Source organism: Terrisporobacter glycolicus ATCC 14880 = DSM 1288 (assembly GCF_036812735.1).
In the GTDB taxonomy this organism is placed as follows: Bacteria; Bacillota; Clostridia; order Peptostreptococcales; family Peptostreptococcaceae; genus Terrisporobacter; species Terrisporobacter glycolicus.
Genome location: NZ_CP117523.1, coordinates 3,851,599 through 3,876,167, shown reverse-complemented (window position 1 = coordinate 3,876,167; position 24,569 = coordinate 3,851,599). Strand labels below are relative to the sequence as shown.

Annotated in this window: 19 protein-coding genes and 1 riboswitch; of the genes, 18 read left to right on the top strand and 1 reads right to left on the bottom strand. The window is 29.4% G+C overall.

Going from position 1 to position 24,569, the window contains the following annotated elements; all coding sequences use genetic code 11:
* Window positions 1-11: 11 nt before the first annotated feature.
* The 7 genes from groL (at window position 12) to TEGL_RS18750 (ending at window position 9,785) form a co-directional block, all read left to right on the top strand.
* Window positions 12-1,637 carry a chaperonin GroEL gene (groL, locus tag TEGL_RS18780; RefSeq protein WP_018590022.1) on the top strand — a complete coding sequence of 542 codons (1,626 nt, stop codon included), beginning with the start codon at window positions 12-14 and terminating at the stop codon, window positions 1,635-1,637.
* A gap of 233 nt (window positions 1,638-1,870) precedes the next feature.
* Window positions 1,871-2,614 (top strand): nickel pincer cofactor biosynthesis protein LarB, encoded by a 744-nt coding sequence (gene larB / locus TEGL_RS18775; protein WP_018590023.1) that lies wholly within the window; start codon window positions 1,871-1,873, stop codon window positions 2,612-2,614.
* Between the two features lie 305 nt (window positions 2,615-2,919).
* A riboswitch (purine riboswitch) is annotated at window positions 2,920-3,021 on the top strand.
* Between the two features lie 163 nt (window positions 3,022-3,184).
* On the top strand, window positions 3,185-4,651 hold the full coding sequence (gene guaB, locus TEGL_RS18770) for an IMP dehydrogenase (protein WP_018590024.1): 1,467 nt from the start codon (window positions 3,185-3,187) through the stop codon (window positions 4,649-4,651).
* Window positions 4,651-6,183, top strand: coding sequence for a glutamine-hydrolyzing GMP synthase (guaA, locus tag TEGL_RS18765; protein ID WP_018590025.1), 1,533 nt, complete (start codon window positions 4,651-4,653; stop codon window positions 6,181-6,183). The genes guaB and guaA overlap by 1 nt, the downstream gene beginning before the upstream one ends.
* A 154-nt stretch (window positions 6,184-6,337) precedes the next feature.
* Window positions 6,338-7,366 carry a BMP family lipoprotein gene (locus TEGL_RS18760; protein WP_018590026.1) on the top strand — a complete coding sequence of 343 codons (1,029 nt, stop codon included), beginning with the start codon at window positions 6,338-6,340 and terminating at the stop codon, window positions 7,364-7,366.
* Between the two features lie 138 nt (window positions 7,367-7,504).
* Window positions 7,505-8,179: a copper homeostasis protein CutC gene (locus tag TEGL_RS18755; RefSeq protein WP_018590027.1), complete on the top strand. Its 675-nt coding sequence runs from the start codon at window positions 7,505-7,507 to the stop codon at window positions 8,177-8,179.
* Between the two features lie 280 nt (window positions 8,180-8,459).
* Window positions 8,460-9,785: an NCS2 family permease gene (locus TEGL_RS18750; RefSeq protein ID WP_018590028.1), complete on the top strand. Its 1,326-nt coding sequence runs from the start codon at window positions 8,460-8,462 to the stop codon at window positions 9,783-9,785.
* Between the two features lie 44 nt (window positions 9,786-9,829).
* Here TEGL_RS18750 and TEGL_RS18745 read toward each other — a convergent pair whose 3' ends face one another.
* A complete protein-coding gene (locus tag TEGL_RS18745; protein WP_018590029.1) occupies window positions 9,830-10,387 on the bottom strand; it encodes a hypothetical protein in 558 nt (185 codons plus the stop codon).
* Window positions 10,388-10,658: 271 nt separating this feature from the next.
* On the opposite strand from TEGL_RS18745, the gene purE reads away from it, so the two are divergent.
* From purE to TEGL_RS18690, 11 genes are all read left to right on the top strand, one after another.
* Entirely contained in the window at window positions 10,659-11,135 is a 477-nt protein-coding gene (gene purE, locus TEGL_RS18740) for a 5-(carboxyamino)imidazole ribonucleotide mutase (protein WP_018590030.1), read from the top strand.
* Window positions 11,136-11,140: 5 nt separating this feature from the next.
* Window positions 11,141-11,836, top strand: a complete 696-nt coding sequence (purC, locus tag TEGL_RS18735) for a phosphoribosylaminoimidazolesuccinocarboxamide synthase (RefSeq protein WP_018590031.1) — start codon at window positions 11,141-11,143, stop codon at window positions 11,834-11,836.
* Between the two features lie 16 nt (window positions 11,837-11,852).
* Window positions 11,853-13,223, top strand: a complete 1,371-nt coding sequence (purF, locus tag TEGL_RS18730) for an amidophosphoribosyltransferase (RefSeq protein WP_018590032.1) — start codon at window positions 11,853-11,855, stop codon at window positions 13,221-13,223.
* Window positions 13,217-14,293 carry a phosphoribosylformylglycinamidine cyclo-ligase gene (gene purM / locus TEGL_RS18725; protein ID WP_018590033.1) on the top strand — a complete coding sequence of 359 codons (1,077 nt, stop codon included), beginning with the start codon at window positions 13,217-13,219 and terminating at the stop codon, window positions 14,291-14,293. Before purF ends, purM begins: the two co-directional genes overlap by 7 nt.
* Window positions 14,287-14,880 (top strand): phosphoribosylglycinamide formyltransferase, encoded by a 594-nt coding sequence (gene purN / locus TEGL_RS18720; protein ID WP_018590034.1) that lies wholly within the window; start codon window positions 14,287-14,289, stop codon window positions 14,878-14,880. The genes purM and purN overlap by 7 nt, the downstream gene beginning before the upstream one ends.
* Window positions 14,873-16,405: a bifunctional phosphoribosylaminoimidazolecarboxamide formyltransferase/IMP cyclohydrolase gene (purH, locus tag TEGL_RS18715; protein WP_018590035.1), complete on the top strand. Its 1,533-nt coding sequence runs from the start codon at window positions 14,873-14,875 to the stop codon at window positions 16,403-16,405. The genes purN and purH overlap by 8 nt, the downstream gene beginning before the upstream one ends.
* Window positions 16,406-16,417: 12 nt before the next feature.
* Complete coding sequence (purD, locus tag TEGL_RS18710; protein WP_018590036.1) at window positions 16,418-17,668, top strand: phosphoribosylamine--glycine ligase; 1,251 nt, start codon at window positions 16,418-16,420, stop codon at window positions 17,666-17,668.
* Window positions 17,669-17,692: 24 nt separating this feature from the next.
* Window positions 17,693-21,481 (top strand): phosphoribosylformylglycinamidine synthase, encoded by a 3,789-nt coding sequence (locus tag TEGL_RS18705; RefSeq protein WP_018590037.1) that lies wholly within the window; start codon window positions 17,693-17,695, stop codon window positions 21,479-21,481.
* Window positions 21,482-21,653: 172 nt separating this feature from the next.
* Entirely contained in the window at window positions 21,654-21,929 is a 276-nt protein-coding gene (locus tag TEGL_RS18700; protein ID WP_018590038.1) for a hypothetical protein, read from the top strand.
* A gap of 421 nt (window positions 21,930-22,350) precedes the next feature.
* Window positions 22,351-23,061 (top strand): LytR/AlgR family response regulator transcription factor, encoded by a 711-nt coding sequence (locus tag TEGL_RS18695; protein WP_018590039.1) that lies wholly within the window; start codon window positions 22,351-22,353, stop codon window positions 23,059-23,061.
* Window positions 23,062-23,123: 62 nt separating this feature from the next.
* The gene (locus tag TEGL_RS18690) at window positions 23,124-24,389 is read left to right on the top strand and encodes an ATP-binding protein (RefSeq protein ID WP_338460371.1); all 1,266 of its coding nucleotides are present in this window, start codon (window positions 23,124-23,126) and stop codon (window positions 24,387-24,389) included.
* Window positions 24,390-24,569 lie beyond the last annotated feature (180 nt).

Genomic DNA, 24,569 nt, shown 5'->3' with positions numbered 1-24,569 from the left:
AGGGTATGAAGATGGCAAAGGATATTAGATTTGCGCAAGATACAAGAAAAGCATTAGAAACTGGTGTAAACAAATTAGCTGATACAGTTAAGGTAACTCTTGGACCAAAGGGAAGAAATGTTATATTAGACAAAATGTTTGGAGTACCTCTAATAACTAATGATGGTGTTACTATAGCAAAAGAAATAGAATTAGAAGATAGATTTGAAAATATGGGTGCACAGCTTGTTAAGCAAGTTGCTACTAAAACAAATGATGTAGCAGGAGACGGTACAACTACTGCTACAGTTTTAGCACAAGCAATAATAAGAGAAGGTTTAAAAAATGTTACTGCTGGAGCTAATCCAATAATACTTAGAAAAGGGATACAAAAATCAGTAGAAGCTTCAGTTGAAGAATTAAAGAAACAATCAAGAACAATAGAAACTCAAGAAGAAATAGCTCAAGTTGGAGCGGTGTCTTCGGGAGATGATGAAATAGGTAAATTAATAGCTGAGGCAATGAAAGTAGTAGGAAAAGAAGGCGTTATAACTGTAGAAGAGTCAAAGACTATGAATACAGAATTAGAAACTGTTGAAGGTATGCAGTTTGATAGAGGATTTGTTTCTGCATACATGGTTACAGATGTAGATAAAATGGAGGCAGTTTTAAATGATCCTTATATATTAATAACTGACAAGAAAATATCTAATATACAAGAATTATTGCCAATACTAAATCAAATAGTGGAACAAGGTAAGAGATTATTAATAATAGCAGAAGATGTGGAAGGTGAAGCATTATCTACATTAGTTCTTAATAAATTAAGAGGAGTTTGTGAAATAGTTGCAGTTAAGGCTCCAGGATTTGGTGATAGAAGAAAAGAAATGCTTCAAGATATAGCTATTCTTACTGGTGGTGTTGTAATATCAGAAGAAGTAGGGTATGACTTAAAAGAAGCTGATTTAGATTTATTAGGTAGAGCTTCATCAGTTAAAGTAGTAAAAGATAGCACTACTATAGTTGGTGGTCATGGAACAAAAGAAGATATACAAAATAGAGTTAATCAAATAAAACATTTAGTAGAAGTTACAACTTCTGATTTTGATAAAGAAAAATTATTAGAAAGATTAGCTAAGTTATCTGGTGGAGTTGCAGTAGTTAAAGTTGGTGCAGCTACAGAAGTAGAAATGAAAGAGAAGAAATTAAGAATAGAAGATGCTTTAAATGCAACTAGAGCTGCTGTTGAAGAAGGTATAGTTGCTGGTGGTGGTACTGCATTAGTTAGTACAATACCAGTTTTAGATAAACTAGTTGAAACTCTTGAAGGAGAAGAGCAACTAGGAGCTAAAATAGTAAGAAAAGCATTAGAAGAACCATTAAGACAAATAGCTATAAATGCTGGTCTTGAAGGTGCAGTAATAGTTCAAAATGTAATAGCAGAAGATCCTGAAATAGGATTTGATGCATTAAACGAAAAATATGTAAACATGATAGAATCTGGTATAGTTGACCCAACTAAAGTTACTAGAAGTGCTCTTCAAAATGCAGCATCTATAGCAGGAGTATTCTTAACAACAGAAGCTGCTGTTGCAGATATTCCAGAAAAAGAAGATAAAGCTGCACCTATGGGAGCAGGAATGCCAGGAATGATGTAATATAATACAATTTAAACAAAGGGGGAACTCATAGAGTTCTCTCTTTTTTATTACAAATATATTTTTAAGCAAAGATAATATAACCACTTTTACGCTTAAGAAAATAGATAGTTTGATTTATATTGTTGGTGATTTATAGAATCAAAAAGTTTTAATTAATAAATAGTTGTGTTTTAAATAAAATATTAAGGTATAATTATATATAAATAAAACAAGAGCAAAAGAGGGGAATTATGGACTTAAAAAAATTATTAAATGATGTTAAGGATAGTAACATAGAAATAGAAGATGCCTTAGAGAAATTAAAAGATTTGCCTTTTGAAGATATAGGATATGCTCATATTGATCATCATAGAAGTATAAGAAATGGATATCCAGAAGTAATATATTGCAAGGGGAAAAGTGATGCTCATATTTTAGGGATTATAGAAAGAATGAACGAAAAAGGTAGTAATATTCTTGGAACAAGATGCGAAAAGACTACTTATGATAAAATCATTAAAATATATCCTAATGCAGAATATGATGAATTATCAAAGATATTAAGAATAAAAAATGAAGAAATAAAAGATCAGGGTAAAGGAACTATTTTAATTGTGACAGGAGGTACATCTGACATACCTGTGGCCAATGAAGCATACTATACAGCTTTATTCTGTGGAAATAAAGTAGAAAAATTATATGATGTAGGAGTTGCTGGAATTCATAGACTATTAGCTAATAGACATATGATTGAAAATGCTAGAGTCATTGTGGCAGTAGCTGGTATGGAAGGAGCTCTTCCTAGTGTAATAGGAGGCTTAGTAGATGTACCAGTTATTGCAGTGCCTACATCAGTTGGATATGGTGCAAATTTTGATGGACTAGCGCCACTTTTAGCTATGTTAAATAGTTGTGCTTCAGGTATATCTGTAGTAAACATAGATAATGGATTTGGAGCAGGATATCTGGCATCTACTATTAACAAATTAAAATAATAATTGTTATTACTTAAATAAGTAAAATAAATATATATGAAAGAATAAATATTATATAAAAGTTGTAACCTGAAGAAGATGTTTTTATTAATGTGAAAATTAAGTAACAATCTTATAATAGTAAATTAAATAAAGTAAAAACATAATTTCTTATATAAATAATTATAGTAATTAATTCCAATATGTTAATTAAAGAAGCTTATATGGCAATAAATATAATAGCTAATGAAGAAAATCGTAAAAATTTGTTGACACAAGCGAATTATTTTGGTAAATTATTATTCAAACATAAGGCGAATAACGAAAATTTTTAAAACAAAATCACTCGTATATACTCAGAAATATGGTCTGAGAGTTTCTACCGAGAAACCGTAAAAATCTTGGCTATGGGTGAAATTATTATATATATTTGAATATATTAGCTGCTTAATAATAGGCAGTTTTAAGTCATATATTCAAACCTGTATAGTGATTTCACTTTTTAGTAAAAAGATGGAAACTATACAGGTTTTTTTTTATAAAAAATTAAATGTTCAAATATAAAGTGGGTTAAATTGAAAGGAGATTAGTATGGCTACAATAATAAAAGAAGGATTAACTTTTGATGATGTTTTATTAATACCTCAAAGATCAGAAATATTACCAAAAGAGATAAATACACAAACATACTTAACTAAGACAATACAATTAAATATACCTTTAATGAGTGCTGGAATGGATACTGTTACAGAGTCAAAAATGGCAATATCTATGGCTAGACAAGGTGGTATGGGTATAATTCATAAAAATATGTCTATTGCAGAGCAAGCTTCAGAAGTAGATAGAGTAAAAAGAAGCGAAAGTGGAGTAATTGTGGATCCATTTTACTTAACAAAAGACCATACGATTCAAGATGCTGACAATATAATGGGAAAATTTAGAATATCAGGAGTTCCAATAATTGACGAAGATAAAAAGCTTATTGGAATAATAACAAACAGAGATATTAAGTTTGAAAAAGATATGTCTAAAAAAATAGAAGATGCTATGACTAAAGATAATCTAGTAACAGCTAGAGAAGGGGTTACTTTAGAAGAGGCTGAACAAATTCTTAAACAACATAAAATTGAAAAATTACCAATAGTAGATGAAGATAATCATTTAAAAGGTTTAATAACAATAAAAGATATAGAAAAGAAAATTCAATATCCAAACTCTGCAAAAGATAAAAAAGGAAGACTTTTATGTGGAGCAGCAGTTGGTATAACAGGAGATGTATTAGATAGAGTAAAAGCATTATATGAAGCTAAAGTAGATGCTATAGTTTTAGATAGTGCACATGGACACTCAAAAGGTGTTATAGAAGCGGTTCAAAAAATAAAATCAGCATATCCAGACTTACAAGTAATAGCAGGAAATGTAGCTACAGCTCAAGGTTGTGAAGACTTAATAAAAGCTGGAGCTGACTGTGTAAAAATAGGTATGGGTCCAGGATCTATATGTACTACAAGAGTAGTTGCTGGCATAGGGGTTCCACAAGTAACAGCAGTTATGGATTGTGCAGAAGTTGCTAAAAAATATGGAGTACCAGTAATAGCTGATGGTGGGATTAAATTCTCTGGTGATGTAGTTAAAGCTTTAGCTGCTGGAGCAAATGTTTGTATGATGGGATCTTTATTTGCAGGAACTGATGAAAGTCCAGGGGAAACAGTTCTTTACAGAGGTAGATCATACAAAGCATATAGAGGAATGGGTTCTATAGCGGCTATGGAAGACGGATCAAAAGATAGATATTTCCAAGATGGTGCTAAGAAATTAGTTCCAGAAGGTGTAGAAGGAATGGTTCCTTATAAAGGAAAAGCGGAAGATATAGCTTATCAAATGATAGGTGGTTTAAGATCAGGAATGGGTTACTGTGGAGCACCTACAATAAAAGACTTACAAGAAACAGCTCAATTTGTAAAAATAACAGCGGCTTCTCTAAAAGAAAGTCATCCACATGATATAACAATAACAAAAGAAGCGCCAAACTATAGTACACAAGGAGATATGATGTAATGAAGCATGAATTAGTATTAGTTGTTGACTTTGGAGGTCAATATAATCAGTTAATAGCAAGAAGAGTAAGAGAGAATAACGTATATTGTGAGATAATACCATATACTACAGATATAGAAGTTATAAAAGCTAAAAATCCAAAAGGGATAATATTTACAGGAGGACCTAATAGTGCATACTTAGCAGATTCTCCAACAATATCAAAAGAAATATTTGAAATAGGAGTTCCAATACTTGGAATATGTTACGGACATCAAATAATGTCACATGTTTTAGGTGGCGTTGTTAGAAAAGGTAATACATCTGAAAAAGAGTATGGAAAAACAGTTATAACATATAATGAATCAAAATTATTTGAAGGAATGTCAACTAATACAGTTTGGATGAGTCATACAGATCTAGTTGATACTGTAGCAGAAGGATTTGAAGTAATAGCCTATACAGCTGATTGTCCAGTTGCAGCAGTAGAAAACAAAGAAAAAAATCTTTATGGAGTACAATTCCATCCAGAGGTTGAACATTGTTTAGAAGGAGATAAAATACTTAAAAACTTCTTATACAATGTTTGTGAAGTAAGTGGAGATTGGACTACAGATTCATTTATAAATGATAAGATAAAAGAGTTAAAAGAAACAATAGGTGATAAAAAAGTATTGTGTGCTTTAAGTGGTGGAGTTGACTCGTCAGTTGCAGCAGTGCTTGTTCATAAGGCTATAGGAGATAACTTAACTTGTGTATTCGTTGACCATGGATTACTTAGAAAAAATGAAGGTGATGATGTAGAAAGAATATTCAGAGATAAGTTTGATATGAACTTAATAAGAGTTAACTGTGAAGATAGATTCTTAGGAAAATTAAAAGGTGTAACAGAGCCAGAATCTAAGAGAAAAATAATAGGTGAAGAGTTCATAAGAGTATTTGAAGAAGAATCAAATAAACTTGGAAAAATGGACTTCTTAGTACAAGGAACTATATATCCAGACGTTGTAGAAAGTGGACATGGAGAAGCTGCTACAATAAAATCTCATCACAATGTTGGTGGAATACCTGAAGATATAGAATTCCAAATAGTAGAACCATTAAGAGAATTATTCAAAGATGAAGTTAGAAAAATAGGTTTAGAACTTGGAATAGAAGAAGGATTAATATTTAGACATCCATTCCCAGGACCAGGACTTGGAATAAGAGTTATCGGTGAAGTTACAAAAGAAAGATGTGACATCTTAAGAGAAGCTGATGCTATATATATGGAAGAACTTAAAAAAGCAGGTTTATACAAAGAAATATGGCAAGCATTTGCTACATTACCAGACGTAAAAACTGTAGGAGTTATGGGAGATGAAAGAACTTACGCTTACTTAGTAGGTATAAGAGCGGTAACATCTTCTGACGGAATGACTTCTGACTGGTACAAAATGCCATATGACGTTTTAGAGAAAATATCAAACAGAATAGTAAATGAAGTTGATGGAGCAAACAGAGTTGTTTACGACATAACTTCAAAACCACCAGGAACTATAGAGTGGGAATAATATAAACAAAAAAGACAAATAACTTATGGTTATTTGTCTTTTTTTATTTTTTTGTAATTAATTTATAAACTTATTGAAATAATATTATTATAAATGCCAAAACTTTATAAAACATAGATACATACAGAATTATTAAAATGACAGGAGGCATAATATGAATTATAAAAAAATTGTAGCATTAAGTTCAGCCATACTGATAGGTTTAATAAGTATAGTGGGGTGTACAAGTAAAAAAAATAACACAGAAACAAAAGACACTAAAAGTATGAAAATAGGAATGGTTGCCGATGTAGGCGGGATAAATGACGAATCTTTTAACCAAAGTGCATGGGAAGGATTACAAAAAGCACAGAAAGAATTAGGAGTAGAAGTAAAGGTAATAGAATCAAAACAGGCTTCTGAGTATATTGGAAATATAGAAACTTTAGCTGATGATGGAATGGATTTGATTATAGGTGTTGGTAATACTATGGTAGAAGATATTAAAACTCAAGCAAATAATTATCCAGATATAAGTTTTGCTATAATAGATGAAACTTATGACACAATACCAAAAAATATAACGCCTATATTATTTAAAGAAAATGAAGCTACTTTTTTAGCTGGACTAATAGCAGGAAAAATGACAAAAACTAATAAAGTTGGTTTTATAGGTGGAATGGAAAATCAGATTATATATAGATTTTTGTATGGATATGAATATGGTGTAGATAAATCTAATGATGAGGCAGATGTACAAGTCCAATTTGCAGGAACCTTTGCAGATGCAGCAAAAGGAAAATCCATAGCAAATCAAATGTATTCAAATGGTGTAGATGTAATTCTTTCCGCAGCAGGAGGAACAGGTGTAGGAGCTATAGAGTCAGCTAAAGAACAAAATAAATACGCAATTGGCGTAGATAAAGATCAAAGTGATTTAGCACCAAAGAATGTTTTAACATCAGCTTTGAAAAAAGTTAATGTTGGTGTATATGATACAGTTAAAGAATTTAAAGATGGAAAACTAACTGGTGGACAAGCTAAAATATATGGATTAAAAGAAGATGGTGTTGGTATACCTGAATCTACAAAGAATTTAGTTCCTCAAGATGTGCTAGACTATGTAAATACTATGGCAGATAAAGTTAAAAATGGAGAAATAAAAGTTCCAAATACAGAAGAAGAACTTGATAAATTAGACTAAAAATTAGAGATAAGAAGTTAAAACTTCTTATCTCTAATTTTTATGTAAAGTAAATATTTTATAATGAAATATATTGAAATATTTTTATATAAATAATACAATCACAAGAACAATATATATTTTATTAAGAGGTGGATAATGCTAGAGATAATAGGAATGACAGTAGAAGATGCTAAATCTATAGAAAAGTGTGGTGCAGATAGAATAGAACTTGTAAGTGCATTAACTGAAGGTGGCTTGACGCCAAGTTATGGGCTTATAGAAAGTGTAGTAAACAGCGTAGATATACCTGTAAATGTAATGATAAGACACCATGCCAGTGGATTTGTATATAGTGAAGAGGATTTGAAAATAATGAAAAAAGATATACAAGTAGTAAAAAGTTTAGGCGCTAATGGCGTAGTTTTAGGGGTTTTAGATGATAAAAATAATATTAATGAACAACATTTAATTGAACTTTTGAATGAATGTGATGGGTTAGATGTAACTTTTCATAGAGCAATAGATGATACTGACTTAAATGAAAGTATGAAAATACTTAAAAAATATAAAAAAATAACAAATATATTAACATCAGGAGGTAAAAAAAACATAACTGAAAATATAAATGAAATAAAAGATATCATAGATGAAGAAAAAAAAATAAATATACTTTTAGGTGGAGGATTAAACTTTGACAATGTTGATAAAATAAAAAAATCCACAAAAGCTACAGATTTTCACTTTGGTACAGCAGTAAGAGTAGATAATAATCCTTTTAAAGGTATAGATGAAGAAAAATTGAAAAAATTAGTATGCTTAATAAAATCATAGATTAATTTAAAGAGAAAGTATCAAACTTTCTCTTTTTTATGAAAAATGACAGATAATATAATAAAAAGTTCGCATTTATTATATAAATAACTATAAAATGATATGAAAAATGAAAAAATGTTCGTAAAAAAGCGAAAATGTATATTGACAGTAAATATATGAGATGTTATTCTATTATTGTACTTATAAAACACGAACGAAAAAGTTTATTTTTTGTAGAAAATAAGCTATATATGGAACGTTAATCAAATATAATATATGAAATAGGGTGATGATAATTATGGAAATGACATCAAAAACAAAAAAAGAAAATTTACTACAGAAAGTTTTTAAATTAGAAGAAAATAATACAGACACAAAGACAGAAGTGATGGCAGGAATAACTACATTTATGACAATGGCATATATATTAGTTGTTAACCCATCTATACTTTCTCAAACGGGGATGGATCAAGGAGCAGTATTTGTTGCAACAGCTTTATCAGCAGCAATAGCAACTTTCTTTATGGGATTTTTAGCAAATTATCCAATAGCATTAGCTCCAGGTATGGGATTAAATGTATTCTTTGCTAATACCATAGTTTTACAAATGGGATATTCGTGGCAATTTGCTCTTATGGCAGTATTTATAGAAGGACTTATATTTATTTTACTTACAGTAACAAATTTAAGAGAAAAAATAATTGAATGTATACCAACAAACTTAAAATATGCTGTAACAGCAGGTGTTGGTTTATTTATAGCTTATATAGGATTAAAAAATGCAAGTATAATAGTTGATGGAAGTTTAGGAAATTTACATGATCCATTAGTTATATTAACATTATTCGGATTATTAGTAACAGGAGTACTGGTTGCTAAAAATAAAAAAGGTGCATTATTAATTTCTATAGTAGTAATATCTGTTATAGGCATGGGCCTTAAATTAGTGGGTCTACCAGAAGGTATAATGTCGCTTAGCATACCTTCATTAAAACCAGTATTTTTACAAGCATTCTCAGTAAATCCTAATGAAATATTTAGTTTAAATATGGTAATAGTAGTATTTACATTATTATTTGTTGACTTATTCGATACAGTAGGGTGCTTAGTAGGTGTTGCTGAAAAAGGAAATCTTTTAGATGAAAATGGAAATATACCAAAAGCTAAAGAAGCTATGTTAGCTGATGCTATAGGAACAACGACAGGAGCTTTACTTGGAACATCAACAGTAACTTCATTTATAGAAAGTGCATCAGGAATTGGTGAAGGTGGAAAAACTGGTTTAACTGCTGTGACAACAGGAATACTATTTGTTTTATCATTATTATTTTCTCCATTATTTGTTGCAATACCAACACAAGCTACTTCAGCTGTATTAATAATAGTTGGTGTAATGATGGCAGGATCACTTAATAAAATTGATTTTTCTGATTTTACAAATGCAATACCAGCATTTATAACTTTCTCATTTATGCCACTTACAAATAGTATTGGAGACGGTATTATATTCGGTATATTATCTTACACATTATTAAAATTAGCTACAAATAGAAAAGAAGAAGTAAACTTATCAATGATAATTCTATCGTTCTTGTTCATTATAAAGTTCGTACTTTTAGGATAAAAATTTAAGATTATAAAAAATAAGCCTAGATATATTTTCTAGGCTTATTTTTTTATATTATTTAAGTAATTTTTGACTTTACTTAATTCTAAAAATTCATCTTCAGTTTCCAAATCTCTTTCTAATAAACTTATACATTTAAGCATATCTTCAATTTCATAATCTTCTGTAATATTATTTATATCTTCATATAAACTAGTTAGAAGTTCAGAAGAACTTAAATTTATATGTCCTTTATTAAATGCACTCAAATTGAATTCTATAAAAACTGTATTAAATAATTCATTATCACACATATTATCTAGTAGTTCACGAATTTCATTATTTTCTATAAACTCGCTGAATATCTCCATTTTCATACCAATCAAATAGTATTTTAAAGTGTTATGTATCAGCGCTTTATATGAAGTTAAAAATGTTGTTAGAGTATTTCTAGAAATATTTTTTTGGAAAAGAATTTTTTCTTTATGGGCATTTTCATAAAGTGTAACTTTGGCATTTATATAAATGTCATCTAATGATTTGAATCTATGATTCAAATTAGAATACTCTTTTATTAATTTATTTGAAAAAATAATATTATAATTATCTATATTTATCATGTTTAAGAAACCTCCTTTTTATTTTGAATATATCTTTAATTATTATAGCATATGTGTTAATTATGATGATGAAAATAAAGTGCTTGTGTACATTTGTTATAAAAATAACTTAATAATTCGACATATAACATATATTTATAAAAAAATAAAAATAAAAATATGAAATTCTATTGACAAAACATTAATATTATTATACTATTAACATATAATAGTTCGTATATAATAAGAGGTTGTAAAAAATATTTACAATCGTAAATTAAGGAGGAGTATAATGAAAGTAGCAGTAGTTATGGGATCTAAGTCAGATTATCCTAAATTAGAAGAGGGAATAAATTTCTTAAAAAGGCATAGCGTTGAAGTTATTGTTCGTGTTTTATCAGCGCATAGAACACCAAGAGAGTTAGAAGCGTTTATACAAGGAATAGACAATGAAGTTGATGTAATAATAGCAGCAGCAGGAAAAGCAGCTCATCTACCAGGTGTAATAGCAGCAAATACATTAATTCCAGTAGTAGGATTGCCAATAAAGTCTTCTACAATGGATGGGCTAGATTCACTCTTATCAATGGTACAAATGCCAAGTGGAATACCAGTAGCCACTGTTACAATTGACTCTGGTTTAAATGCAGTGTTAATGGCAATGCAAATAATGAGTATAAAATATCCGAAGTTAAAAGAGGATTTAAAATTATATAGAAAAGAAATGGCAGAAAAAGTTTTAAATGATGATGAAAATTTAAGGGGGTAATTAACATGTTATTATATGAAGGAAAAGCGAAACAAATATTTAGTACAGAGAATGAAAATGAGTTTATAGTTTATTACAAGGACGATGCTACAGCATTTAATGGAGAGAAAAAAGCAGAAATAGCTTCAAAGGGAATATTAAATAATAAAATTTCAACTATTATGTTTGAAGAGTTAGCAAAAGAAGGAATAGAATCACATTTCATAAAAAGCCTATCTGATAGAGAAATGCTAGTTAAAAAAGTGGAAATATTACCGCTAGAAGTAATAGTAAGAAATATCACAGCAGGTTCATTCTGTAAAAGATATGGAGTAGAAGAAGGAATAGTGTTAGACACACCGATATTTGAAATGTCATATAAAAATGATGATTTTGGAGATCCACTATTAAATGATGATCATGCAGTTGCATTAAAATTAGCGACTAGAGAAGAAATAGATTTTTTAAGAACTCAAACTTTAAAAATAAATGAAATAATGAAGAAATTCTTCCTAAAAATGGATTTAAAACTAGTTGATTTTAAACTTGAGTTTGGAAAAGATGTAAATGGAAAAGTAATATTAGCAGATGAAATATCTCCTGATACTTGCAGACTTTGGGATGTAAATACTAATGAAAAGTTAGACAAAGACAGATTTAGAAGAGATCTTGGAGATTTAGTTCAAGGTTATGAAGAAGTACTAGCAAGGTTAAATAAATAATTTAGGAGGATTTCACATGTGCGGAGTTGTAGGGATTTACTCTAAAGATAAAGACATATCAAAGCAGCTATATTATTCATTATATTCTATACAACATAGAGGACAAGAAAGTTGTGGAATGGCAGTATCTGATGGGGAAGAAATAAACTATTACAAAGATATGGGACTTGTAGGTGATGTTTTTACACCTAAAAAGTTAGAACAATTACAAGGTAATATGGGAATAGCTCATGTTAGATATTCAACAGCAGGTGGTAGTGCTTTTGCTAATTGCCAGCCATTAGTAGGAAGTGTAAGAAAAAGAAGACTTGCATTAGCTCATAATGGAAACTTAGTAAATGCTCAAACATTAAAAGATATGCTTGAAGAAGATGGATATATGTTTACAAGTAATTCTGATACAGAAGTAATCCTTTATATCCTTGCTAGATACTATAAGGGGAATATAGTAGAAAGTTTAAAACTTACAATGGACTATATAAAAGGAGCATATTCACTTGTAATTATGAGTGACGAAGAATTAATAGGAGTTAGAGATCCGTTTGGATTTAGACCTTTAATTTTAGGTAAAAAAGATGACCAATATATTTTTGCATCAGAAAACTGTGCCATAGATATATTAGGTGGGGAAGTAATAAGAGACGTGGAACCAGGGGAAATAGTAGTAATAAAGGACGGAGAATTAAGGTCATATAATTTCAGTGAAAATTATAGAACAATGAAAAAAAGTTGTATATTTGAACATATTTACTTTGCTAGAAATGATGCAACTATAGATGATGTGAATGCTTATGAATTTAGAGTTAAGTCAGGAGAAATACTAGCACAAGACGATGTTATAAATGCAGACATGGTAGTTCCAGTACCAGACTCAGGGTGGCCAGGTGCAATAGGATATGCAAATGCTAGCAAAATTCCAGTAGCTGAAGGTTTAGTAAAAAATAGATATGTAGGAAGAACATTTATAAAACCTACTCAAGAAGAAAGAGAATTAGGAGTTAAGATAAAGCTTAATCCTTTATCAAGAGTTATAAAAGGAAAATCAATAGTTCTAGTAGATGATTCAATAGTTAGAGGAACAACATCTAAATTATTAGTCAAATCACTTAGAGAAGCTGGAGCAAAAGAAATACATTTAAGAATAACATCACCTCCAGTTAAATATTCTTGCTATTACGGAATAGATACACCAAACAGATCTAAACTGATAGCATCAAATAAAACTATTGAAGAAATGATAGAGTATATAGGATGTGACTCTTTAAAATTCTTAGATATAGAAGGAATGCTAGACGCAGTTGATGAACCATTTAACTTCTGCAAAGCTTGTTTTGATGGAGATTATCCAGTTAAGAAAATAGACAAGGGGGAAGCAACATCATGCTAACTTATGAACAATCAGGTGTAAATATAGATGAAGGAAATAGAGCTGTAAGCTTAATAAAAAATAAAATTAAAGGAACTTATGATAAGAACGTAATAGGTGACTTAGGAAATTTCAGTGGATTATATAGTTTAAAAGACTTTTTAACTATGAAAGAACCAGTTTTACTTGCTGCAACAGACGGTGTTGGAACGAAGCTTAAATTAGCTCAAATGATGGATAAGCATGACACGGTAGGTATAGACTTAGTTGCCATGAGTGTTAATGACTTAATTTGCCAAGGTGCTAAACCATTATTATTTCTAGATTATATAGCAATAGGAAAATTAGTTCCTGAACATATAGACAAAATAGTTGAAGGTGTTGCCAATGGATGTAAAATGTCAGGATGTGCATTAATAGGTGGAGAAACTGCTGAAATGCCAGGAATGTATACTGAAGATGAATATGATTTAGCAGGATTTGCTGTTGGTATAGCAGATAAAGAAAAAATAGTATGTGGAAAAGATGTTAAAAAAGGTGATGTGTTAATTGGAATATCATCAAGTGGAGTACACAGTAATGGATTTTCATTTGTAAGAAAGATATTTTTAGATACTTTAAAATGGGATTTAAATGATTATAAAGAGGAGTTAGGAATGACTTTAGGTGAAGCACTTTTAACTCCAACAAAAATATATGTTAAATTAGTTTTAGACTTAATTGAAAAACAAAATATAAAAGCTATAGCTCACATCACTGGTGGTGGAGTAATAGAAAATATAACTAGGGTTATACCAGAAGGATTAGGGTTAAACATAAAAACTGATTCTTGGCAAAAACCACCTATATTTGAAATGGTAGAAAAGCTTGATATGGTTGACAAAAGAGAACTTCATAAATCTTTTAACATGGGTGTAGGTTTAGTCTTAGTAGTTGATAAAGACGAAGCACAGGATGTTGTTAATTATATCAATAATAACAATTTACAAAATGAAGTTGAAATAGATGAAAAATACACTGAATTAATGAAAGATAAAGCTTATATAATAGGTGAAGTTGTAGATAATCATGAAGGTGTTGAACTATGGTAAAAATAGGTGTTCTAATTTCAGGTGGAGGAACTAATTTACAAGCTGTTATAGATAATTGTGAAAATAAAACTATAAATGGTGAAGTAAAAGTAGTGATTTCTAACAAATCAGAAGCTTTCGGACTTCAAAGAGCTAAAAATCATAATATAAAAGCTGTTTTTGAAAATGAAGAAGATAAAATAATTGAAATATTAAAAGAAAATAAAATAGATTTAGTAGTTTTGGCTGGTTATTTAAAAATAATCAGTCCTAAACTGGTAAATGAGTATAAAAATAAAATAATAAATATTCATCCATCACTAATACCAGCTTTTTGTGGTAAGGGATATTATGGAGAGAAAGTACACCAAGGTGTAATTGATTATGGAGCAAAAGTAACTGGAGCAACAGTTCATTTCGTTGATGAAGGAGCAGATACAGGTCCAATAATTATGCAAAAAACAGTAGTAGTAGAACAAGATGATGACGCAAAAAAATTAGCATCAAGGGTACTTGAAGTTGAACATGAAATACTTGCAAAAAGTATAGCAATGTTCTGTGAAAATAAGCTAACTGTTCAAGGTAGGAGGGTTTATATAAATGATTAAGAGAGCATTAGTAAGTGTAACAGATAAAACTGGAGTAGTAGAGTTTTGTACAGAATTAAATAAATTAGGATATGAAGTAATATCTACAGGAAATACTTTTAAAATGTTAAAAGAACAAGGTGTAAAAGCTATACAAATAGATGAAGTAACTAAGTTCCCAGAAATATTAGATGGAAGGGTAAAAACTTTAAATCCATATATACATGGTGGAATTTTATATAAAAGAGATAATGAAAATCATGTGGCAACTGTAAATGAACACAACATAAACTCAATAGATTTAGTAGTTGTAAATCTATATGATTTTGAAGGAACTTTAAAAGCAGGAAAATCTCATGAAGAAATGATAGAAAACATAGATATAGGTGGACCATCTATGATACGTTCTGCTGCTAAAAATTATAAAGACGTGGCAGTAATAGTAGATGTAAATGATTACCCTATGATAATAGAAAAATTAAAAAGTGATTCCTTAACTTTAGAAGATAGAAAAAAATTATCTTACAAAGCATTCTCTACAACAGGTAGATACGATGCTCTTATATCAAGTTACTTTGCAGGAGAAGTTAAGGATGAGTATCCAGAAATATTAAATTTAACTTTCCAAAAAGAACAAACATTAAGATATGGGGAAAATCCACATCAAAATGGTGTTTTATATAGCCAACCTAACGCTAAAAACCCAATATTAAACTTTGAACAATTAAATGGAAAAGAATTATCTTTCAATAATATAAATGATTTACATGGTTGTTTAGAATTAATGAGAGAATTTAAAGATAGCGAAGAAGTAGTTTCAGTAGCAATTAAACACACTAATCCATGTGGTGTAGGTCTTGGAAAAGATGCTTATGAAGCGTATACAAAGTGTTATGAAGCAGATAAAGTTTCTATATTTGGAGGAATCCTAGGAATAACATCAACTATAGATGCACAAACTGCCAAGAAACTAAATGAAATATTCTTAGAAATAGTTGTAGCTTATGACTTTACAGAAGAAGCTTTAGAAATCTTAAGAGGAAAGAAAAATTTAAGAGTTTTAAAATTAGCTAAGTTAGAAGATAGCTTACAACCTTATGATATGAAATACTTAGATGGAAAATTATTAATTCAAGATAAAAATACTACTTTAGCATCAAAATATGAAACAGTAACAACTGTTGAACCGACTAAAGAACAATTAGCTGATATGGAATTTGGAATGAAAGTAGTTAAAAATATGAAATCAAATGCTATAGCTATAGTAAAAGATGGAGAAACTTTAGCTTTAGGATGTGGTCAAACATCAAGAATATGGGCATTAAAAAATGCAATAGAAAACAACCAAGATAAAAACTTCGAAGGTGCAGTACTTGCTTCAGATGCATTCTTCCCATTTGATGACTGTGTAACTCTTGCAAATGAAGTAGGAATAAAAGCAATAGTTCAACCAGGAGGATCAATGAAAGATCAAGACTCTATAAATGCTTGTAATAAATTTGAGATGACAATGGTGTTTACAGGAATAAGACACTTCAAACACTAGGAGGTGTAAAGGATGAAAATTTTAGTTGTTGGTGGTGGCGGAAGAGAACACGCTATTTGCTGGAAGTTAAGCAATGAATCTAATGTGGAAAAAATATATTGTGCACCAGGTAATGCAGGAATAGCTAATGTGGCAGAGTGTGTAACTATAGGAGATAACGATATAGACGCTTTATTACGATTTGCTAAAGAAAATAAAATAGACTTAACTATAGTAGGACCAGAAGTACCTCTTGTAGCAGGTATTGTGGATGAGTTCGAAAAAGAAAATTTAAGAGTATTTGGGCCAAATAAAAAATGTTCGAACTTAGAGGGAAGTAAAGCTTTCTCTAAAGAGTTTATGATAAGACACAATCTTCCTACTGCAAAATACAAAGAATATACAGATTTAGATAAAGCAATGGCTGAAATAGATGAATTTGGATATCCAGTAGTTATAAAAGCAGACGGTTTAGCAGCTGGTAAAGGTGTTGTTATTCCAGAAAATAGAGAAGATGCTATAGCAACTTTAAAAGAAATGATGTCTGACCATAAATTTGGTCACGCAGGAGACAAAATAGTAATAGAGGAGTTTTTAACAGGTGTGGAAACTTCAATTCTTGCTTTTGTAGATAATGATACTATAGTTCCTATGGTAAGTGCAAAAGATCACAAGAAAGTTTTTGAAAATGAAACTGGATTAAATACTGGAGGAATGGGAACATTCTCTCCAAGTGAAATATATACAGATGAACTAGCTAAAGAAATCCAAGAAAAAATCTTAGATAAAACTTTAGAAGGATTTAAAAAAGATAATTTAGAGTACAAGGGAATTCTATTCGTTGGTCTTATGATAACTGAAGAAGGACCTAAAGTTTTAGAATACAATGTAAGATTTGGGGACCCAGAAACTCAGTCAGTATTATTTAGACTAAATACTGATTTAAGCAAAATAATGACAGCAATCATAGATAACAATCTTAAAAATATAGAAATAAATTACTCAAAAGAAGAAGCAATATGTGTAATGCTTACTTCAGGAGGATATCCTGAAGCCTATGAAAAAGGGAAAGTAATAACAGGGCTTGAAAATTTAGATTCAGATATAGTTGTATTTCACAGTGGAACTAAGTTTGATAAAGATAACATAGTGACAAACGGTGGGAGAGTAATAGGAATAACTGCAAAAGGAAGTTCCGTTAAAGAAGCATCTGATAAAGTTTATGAAAATATTAAAAAAATAAACTTTGAAGGAATGCATTATAGAAAAGATATATGGAAATAAATTTTCAAATTTGGAGGAATGTTAATGAACACTATGGATTTACAAAGAACTGTAAGAAGAGTTTTAGTTGAGAAAAGACCAGGATTTGACTTAGAAGCTCAAAGTTTAAAAAAGGATTTAATAGAAAGTTTACACATAGATACAATAGAAAACATAAGAGTTTTAAATAGATATGATGTGGAAGATCTAAACGAAGAAGTTTTTGAAAATGCAGCAAAAACTATATTCTCAGAAACTAACTTAGACATAGTTTCTTATGATGAAGTACAAGATATAAATGAAAATGATAAAGTATTTGCTATAGAATACTTGCCAGGCCAATATGACCAAAGAGGAGACTGGGCAGCTCAATGTATACAAATAGTTAATGATGGTAAAAGACCAAACATAAGTACAGCTAAAATGTATATATTAAGTGGAAATATAAGTGATGAAGATTTTGCAAGAATAAAAGCATACTGCATAAACCCAGTTGATAGTAGAGAAGCTGAGTTAACAATACCAAACACTTTAGCAATGGAAGTTGAAGTACCAACAGCTGTGGAAATCTTAGATGGATTTGTGGATTATTCAGTGGGGGAATTAGAAAACTTCTTAAATAATCAAGGATTAGCGATGACTTTAGCTGATTTACAACATGTTCAAAACTACTTCAAAAATGAAGAAAGAAGAAACCCTACTATAACAGAAATAAAAGTTCTTGATACTTATTGGTCAGATCACTGTAGACACACTACATTTATGACTAAAATAGAAGACGTTAAAATAGAAGATGGGAAATACAATGACATAATAAAAGAAGCTTATGATATGTATTTGCAATCAAGAAGTACAGTTTATGTTGATAGACATAAAGACGTTTGTTTAATGGATATAGCAACTATAGCTATGAAACAATTAAGAAAAGAAGGAAAGTTAGAAGACTTAGATGAAAGTGAAGAAATAAATGCTTGTTCTATAAACGTGGATGTTAATGTGGATGGAAATATTGAAAAATACTTAGTAATGTTCAAAAATGAAACTCATAACCATCCAACTGAAATAGAGCCATTTGGTGGAGCTGCTACTTGTTTAGGTGGGGCTATAAGAGATCCACTTTCAGGAAGAAGTTACGTATATCAAGCAATGCGTGTTACAGGTAGTGCAGACCCTAGAACATCTTTAGAAGATACATTACCAGGTAAGTTAATGCAAAAGAAAATAACTACAGAAGCGGCTAATGGATACTGTTCTTATGGTAACCAAATCGGTTTAACTACTGGTCAAGTTGCTGAAGTTTATGATGAAGATTTCGTAGCAAAAAGAATGGAAGTTGGGGCAGTAATAGCTGCAGCACCAAAAGAAAATGTAGTGAGAGTTAGACCAGAAGCTGGAGACATAATAATTCTTCTTGGTGGTAAAACAGGAAGAGATGGATGTGGAGGAGCTACTGGTTCATCAAAAGAACATAGTGAAGAATCAATAAAAACTTGTTCAGCAGAAGTTCAAAAAGGTGATGCTCCTAACGAAAGAAAAATCCAAAGATTCTTTAGAAATAAAGAAGTTGCTAGGATGATAAAAAGATGTAACGACTTTGGAGCAGGTGGAGTAAGTGTTGCCATAGGAGAAATAGCTGACAGTTTAGATATAAACTTAGACTTAGTTCCTAAAAAATACGACGGATTAGATGGAACAGAACTTGCTATATCTGAATCACAAGAAAGAATGGCAGTTGCAATAGATCCATCAAACAAAGAAAAGTTCATAGCACTAGCTGGAGAAGAAAACTTAGAAGCAACTCATGTTGCAACAGTAACTGACACAGGATATTTAAGATTAACTTGGAAAGACCAAACAATAGTTAATTTAAAAAGAGAATTCTTAGATACAAATGGAATAAAACAAACGACTGATATTCATGTTAACAAAGTAAATGAAGAAGAAACATTCTTTACAAAAGGTAATGTTTCATGTGAATCAAACTCTATGAAACAAAAATTTGAAAAAGCTTTAGCTGATTTAAATATATGTTCACAAAAAGGTTTAGTTGAAAAATTCGACAACACAATAGGTGGAAACACTGTATTAATGCCTTTTGGAGGAAAACATCAAGCAACTCCAGCACAAGGTATGGTTGCAAAAATACCAGTACTAGGAGGAGAAACAACTACTTCAACTATAATGACATTTGGATATAATCCTAAAATAGGAAAATGGAGTCCATTCCATGGTGCTTTATATGCAGTAGTAGAATCTATTTGTAAATTAGTTGCAATAGGTGGTAACTACAAAACAACTAGACTTACTTTACAAGAGTACTTCGAAAAATTAGGAAAAGATGCTACTAGATGGGGTAAACCGTTTGCTGCTTTACTTGGAGCATATTATGTTCAAAATAAATTAGAAATACCTGCAATAGGTGGAAAAGACAGTATGTCAGGTACGTTCAAAGATATAGATGTGCCTCCAACATTAGTTTCATTTGCAGTTGATACAGTAGATGCTGATTATGTAGTATCTCCTGAATTTAAAAAAGCTAATTCAACAGTAATTGAGTTAATAACTAATAAATTAGAAAATGATGTACTAGACTTTGATGAGTTAAAAAGAAACTTAGACAAAGTGAGAACTTTAATTCAAGATAAAAAAGTTTTAGCATCTTATGCTTTAGGTTATGGTGGATTAGGTGAAGCTATAGCAAAAATGGCATTTGGTAATAGAATAGGATTGAAAGTAGAAGAAGGCGTATGTACTGAAAGTTTATTTAATGCTGCTTATGGAAATATGTTACTAGAAATAAATGAAGAAGATTTAGCTTTATTAGATGGATACAACTATAGAGTAGTAGGAAGAACTTTAGAAGGACCAAGTATATTAGTTAAAGATGAAAGAATATCTTTAAATGAATTATACAAAACTTTCGAAAGTACTTTAGAACCAATATTCCCAACAAAAGCTAAAGAAATTAAAGACAAAATAGAAACTATAAGCTTTGTAACAACTGGTGAAAGAGCAAAATCTGTTTCTTCAATAGCTAGTCCAAAAGTATTTATACCAGCATTCCCTGGTACAAACTGTGAGTACGATTCAGCAAGAGCTTTCGAAAGAGCAGGAGCTAAAGCTAGTGTAAAAGTATTCAAAAACTTAACTTACAAAGATATAGAAGAGTCTATAGAAACTATAGTAAATGAAATAAAAACTTCTCAAATAATAATGTTGCCAGGAGGATTCAGTGCTGGTGATGAGCCAGATGGATCAGGTAAATTTATAGCGACTGTATTTAGAAATCCTAAAATAGCAGAGGCTTTAAATGAATTCTTAACTAAGCAAGATGGTTTAATGTTAGGTGTATGTAATGGGTTCCAAGCATTAATCAAGTTAGGACTTGTACCTTATGGAGAAATAAGAGAAACGTCAGTAGATGCTCCTACATTAACTTATAACAATATAGGAAGACACCAAGCTAAAATTATAAGAACTAGAATATCTTCTAATAAATCTCCTTGGCTAGCTGGAACAGAAGTAGGAGATATACACAACGTAGCAGTATCTCATGGAGAAGGTAAATTCGTTGCAAATGAAGAAGAATTTAAGCAATTACTTGAAAATGGTCAAATAGCAACCCAATATGTTAACTTAAACGGTGAAGCAACATATGATATAGAATTCAATCCAAATGGTTCATACTTTGCAGTAGAAGGTGTAACTAGTATGGATGGTAGAGTATTTGGTAAGATGGGTCACTCTGAAAGAATTGGTGAACATGTGATGAAAAATATAATAGGTGAAAAGGATCAAAAGATATTTGAATCTGGAGTAAACTATTTCAAATAGGATTGATAGAATGGCTGTGGTACTAAAAATAGTATCACAGCTTTATTTTTGCAAAAAATGTCGAATAGTAACTGTGGATGTAAAATATTAAATATGATACAATTCAAGAAAATATTAAATTTATTATAAATATGGGTCATGGAGAGATGGACCAAGTGGAAGAGGTTAAACAATGAATTTGAATACTAACAATACAGAAAAGAAAAGAGTTTCATTAACTTTTTTCACACTAGGGATAATATCCTTGTTAATATTTCCGATAACTATACTACTAAGTAAGATAATTTATGTTTTAGAGAATCCAGATATTGTATTTATAACCCTAGGTGATAAATGGATATATGACTTATCATTTTTATCTAAATTTGCTACATTTTTTAGTGGAATTTTAGGGATTGTTTTATTAACCTTAGCTGCATACTTTTTTTCAAAAGAAGGTAATAAATAAGCTACTTAATAAAAATATATTTAATTAAGAAACTGTGTAATAATTAGTCATAATATTAGAATATTTGGCAAGAAGGGTCACCCTTAAATCATTGGTGAACATGTAGTGAAAAAGATCAAAATATCAAAATATATTTGAGTTTGGGGTAAACTATTTTAAATAAAATTAAGTAATAGGGAGTTAATTACTGTTGAAAATATACTAAAAGTATTTTGAATAGATAGTTAGTTCTTATTTTTATATTATCCATATGATAACAAAAATGCTATACGATTAAAAAATATAGTAGCTTAGAGTATTCTATATTAATTTATAATACAAATTACAATTCAAAAGATTTATACTTTACAATATAAATGATATTATGAATTAGAGAGAACTTATAATATAAGGAATATAGATTTATATGAGGTGTAATTAATTGATAAAAATAGTTATATGCGAAGATGAAAAAGAACAACATGAATTGTTGGAAAAATATATAAAAGAGATATTTGATGGATTATCTATTTTATATGAACTAAGAGTATTTAATTCGGGAGAAGAATTACTTGAAAACTATCCAAAAGATACGGATATACTTTTATTAGATATACAAATGGGTCAAATTAATGGAATGGATACTGCAAGAAAAATTAGGAAATTACATGATAAAGTAGAAATTATATTTATTACATCATTGATAGAGTATGTACTAGAAGGTTATGAGGTAAGGGCTTACAGATATTTAATAAAACCTGTAAAATATGATGATTTGAAAAATAATATAATAAATTGTATAAAAGAAATAGATATAAAAAATAAATACATCCTTATAAAAGAAGAAGGAAATAGAATTAAATTAGATATAAATGAAATAAGCTATATAGAAGTTCAAAAAGAAGATATAACAATACATACGCTAAATCAGATTTATGAAATAAAGGGTACAATGAATAATATTGAGAAAGAAATAGATTGTTGTAGATTTTTCAGGTGCCATAAGAGTTACTTAGTAAATCTAGATTATATAAAAAGTATAAAGCAATATGTTGCCATACTTGAAAATAAAGAAGAAGTTCCAATAAGCAGATATAGATTTAAAGAAACAAAAGACAAATTTTTTGACTTGATTGAGGATAAATTATGTTAGATTTTTATAAGATTTTATGTATTATGAATATGATTATATTTATATATTGCTTTTTTATATTGATGAATAGAAAAGGATATAGATATAAGTTTAAGCTTAATATTTCTTTTATATTAATTTTAATATTAACCATATTTTCTATAATGATGGGTATTCCTTTTGGAGGGGTATCTCTATGGGTTCTAATTCCAATAATACTTTTACTATTTTTGATTTCTAAGATTATATATGAAATAAATACAAAAAAATCTTTTATCAACTCTGTAATGTATAGTTTGGTTTATATTTTGATAGAATGTAGCATTTTCTGGATTTTATCTATGACTACCAATTATCTATCTGAGGGTATAGGAGCATTAAATCTTGGGGTAAATTCTTTGATTATTTTTGTAGGTGTTTATTTCTTTGATAAATTAGAAAAACTATATAATAAAAATAAGTACTTTTTATATATAGGTTTAACTATTATAATCAACATATTTATAATTATATTTGTAAATATATCAACTAGAAAAATAAATGATTTGTATAATATAGTGATGAAAAATAACATTGAATATAATAACATAATCAATACTGTTAAAATATCAGCTTTTATGGAGTCAGTGTTTCCTTACATTATATTTATAATAAATATAATACTAATGTCCATATTCTTGAATTCTGTAAAATCAGAAAAAGAAAAAGCTAAGATGCAATTTGTTAATGAAAAATTAGATATGCAGTACAAATATTATCTTATGGTTAAAGAATCGCAAGAAAAAATGAAACAAGTATATCATGATATGAATAACCATATGAAAAATATAAAATATTTGAAAGATGGAAATGAAGATGTAGATAAATATATTAATAATATAGAAAATGAAGTGCAAAGCAGTAAAAATATTTACAATAGTGGAAACGTACTTTTAGATATTATTTTCCATGAAAAAAGTAAGGACTGTATAAAAAATAATATTAATTTTAATGTGAGCGTAGATTTTAGTAAATGTGAATTTATGGAGATGATTGATATAAGTAGCATATTTTCAAATTTAATAGATAATGGAATTGAGGCTTGCAACAAAATCGATAATGATATGGAAAAATACATAACTATAAAAAGTACCTTTATAAAAGGGTATTTTGTAGTAAGGTGTGAAAATAGTAAGATTAATAAAGTACTATTTAAAGATAATAAGATTTTTACGTCTAAAAAAGATAAATTTCTTCACGGAATAGGATTGGAAAGTATAAAATCTTCAATAAAAAAATACAATGGAGAATTAAAAGTTAAAGATAGTGAGTATAGTTTTGTTGTCAGTATCTACATACCAGTTGAATAAAAATTAAATAGAAATTTTCAGTTAATAAACCATAAGAACAGATATTAGTATGCTAGTTGTCGGTAAAAAAATACCACTTGTCGGACATATATTGAACATGAATTTTAGAAATGTTACCTTTGATATAAGAAAGGTAGCATTTTTTTTGAGCAACAGAGTTGGCTGAAGTGGTAACGAAGC